A 1,873-nucleotide genomic window follows, 5' to 3' on the forward strand; every position below is an offset into this window, starting at 1 on the left:
TTTTTTGCCCTCGCCAGAGCCTGATACACATTCCTCACGTCCATCCCCAGGGCCTGGGCGATGGCCTTGGGGCTCTCACCCGCCTGGCGGCGCTTCCACACGTCGTACTGGAGGGCGGTCATGCCCTCCCAGCGGCGCGTCCCGGCGGTGAGCTTGTAGACCACCCACAGGCTCACCCCGTATTTGACCGACAGCTCTTTGCAGCTGGTGCGCCAGTCCAGGGCGTCGGCCTTCAGCTTCCGGTTGCGGATAGCCCGCAGCTCGGCGGAGTTCAGGTAGTGGGTCAGCTTCTTGAGCCGCTTCTCCCCCCGCCGCAGGGTCCGCCCGGCGGTGGTGGGGTCCACGCCCAGGGTGGCGGCCACCCTCCCCCGGCTGTACCCGTCCAGGGTGAGGAGCAGCACCTGCCGCTGACGTGGGGTGATGAGAGCCGTCTCCTCCACCACCCGGCGGAGGTCGATGGAGCCGTCCCCCCGGGTGCAGGTGCGCACCAGCTCCCGTCCCTCGGCATACCGCCGCAGCTTCTCCACCGCCCGGCGGGCGGTGCGGGAGATGGTAGACGGGTCCACCCCCAGCTCTTCCGCCACGTCCTTGACCTTCTTCCCGTCCCGGTAGACCATGCCGAACACCTGCCGCTGGCGCTCCGTCATCTCACCGGTGCCGTCGTCCACCACGGCCCGCATCCACTCCAGGCGGGCGCGGTTGTCCCGGTCCATGGACTCCAGCTGCTCCCAGGTCTGTTTCTCCAGCCACTGCCAGGTCTGGCCGTCCAGGCTGTACCGCCTGGTCCGTGGCCGGGATGGCCTGAGCCGCCGCAGGGCCGCCCGGGTGTCCCGGATCATCTCCCGCACCAGCTCCAGCTCGTACCGGAGCCGGTAGGGCGCAGCGGGGCTCCCCTCCAGCTGGGTGAGGAGGGCCGCTTCCTTCTCCCGGAGCCGGGCCAGGTCCGCCCGGTACTCGTTCTCAGCAGATGTACCGCTCATCCCGCCAGTAGGCCGGGTCGTAGTAATGCCGCACAAGGTCCCCGACCTCCCTCGTCTCCCGGAGCATCTGCCTTAAAAGGGCCAGGTCCCGCTCCGCCGCCCGGCGCTGCCCGCCCGGGAGGGCGTCCAGGCTTTTCTCCTGGTCTTGGATGGCCAGCTTCAGCGCTGCCGCCGCCTCCAGGTACGCCCCGGCCAGCTCCCGCAGGGTGCTCATTTGGCCCGCTCCACCGCCGCCCAGCCGGCGGGGTACACGTCGGGGGCGTAGGTATTGCCGTCCAGGAGGGACTCATAGATCTGTCCCTGGTAGACCACCCGGTCCCCCCGGTGGTAGGCATCATGGGCGCCGGTGGGCTGCTTCCACGCGGGGACGGCATCCGGGTCCTCCTCGGTGACGCCCAGGGCGGTATAGAGGGCGGGGGTGGCGTCGATGGGCCAGTCGGCCTGGCTGGTGTGGCTCTGGACCACCTTGTAGAGGTTGCCCTTGCCGTCGGTGATACGGGCGTCTTTGGCGTAGGTCACCCCCGCCGCCCAGCGGGGATAGAGCCCCGCCACCTGCACCGCCGCCGTGTCGTCCAGGGTCTGGGCCTGGAGTGCGGCCAGGCGCTCCGCGGCCTGGCGGCGGTAGTCCTCCTCGTCCATCTCGTAGGTGATAAAGCCCCGCCGGATCTGTGTTGCTCTCATAGCTGCCTCCAATCTTATCCGAAAAAGGTGATCTCGCCGTCGTAGGCGTCCTCACTCTCCAGCACGATGGTGTTGTCCCCGGGCCAGGACACGGCGGTGCCCAGCACCGCCCAGGTGTTGGTGACCAGCGTCCCCTCCACCTTGTGGCGCAGCTGGTAGCCGAAGGCCGCCGAGCGCCGGCCGTGCCGCTCCTGGGGGATGGTCAGCTTGCC

General features: G+C 69.5%; 4 protein-coding genes. All 4 read right to left on the minus strand.

Translation table 11 applies throughout. The annotated features are described in order from the left end of the window. Positions 1 to 980 (minus strand): sigma-70 family RNA polymerase sigma factor (locus B5G43_RS16820; protein WP_087263361.1); only part of this gene is annotated, 980 nt, incomplete at its 3' end. After that, positions 961 to 1,194: a hypothetical protein gene (locus B5G43_RS16825; RefSeq protein WP_087263363.1), complete on the minus strand. Its 234-nt coding sequence runs from the start codon at positions 1,192 to 1,194 to the stop codon at positions 961 to 963. The genes B5G43_RS16820 and B5G43_RS16825, both read right to left, overlap by 20 nt. After that, positions 1,191 to 1,661 (minus strand): carbohydrate-binding protein, encoded by a 471-nt coding sequence (locus B5G43_RS18085; RefSeq protein ID WP_087263365.1) that lies wholly within the window; start codon positions 1,659 to 1,661, stop codon positions 1,191 to 1,193. Before B5G43_RS18085 ends, B5G43_RS16825 begins: the two co-directional genes overlap by 4 nt. Before the next feature lie 14 nt (positions 1,662 to 1,675). Then, on the minus strand, positions 1,676 to 1,873 hold a 198-nt coding region (locus B5G43_RS17450), incomplete at its 5' end, for a hypothetical protein (RefSeq protein WP_158097460.1).

Source organism: Flavonifractor sp. An92 (genome assembly GCF_002159175.1).
In the GTDB taxonomy this organism is placed as follows: Bacteria; Bacillota; Clostridia; order Oscillospirales; family Oscillospiraceae; genus Pseudoflavonifractor_A.

Bases quoted from the DNA above. Each gene is read 5' to 3' on its own strand.
- B5G43_RS18085 (WP_087263365.1), bottom strand. From the start codon at position 1,661: ATGAGAGCAACACAGATCCGGCGGGGCTTTATCACCTACGAGATGGAC.
- B5G43_RS16825 (WP_087263363.1), bottom strand. From the start codon at position 1,194: ATGAGCACCCTGCGGGAGCTGGCCGGGGCGTACCTGGAGGCGGCGGCA.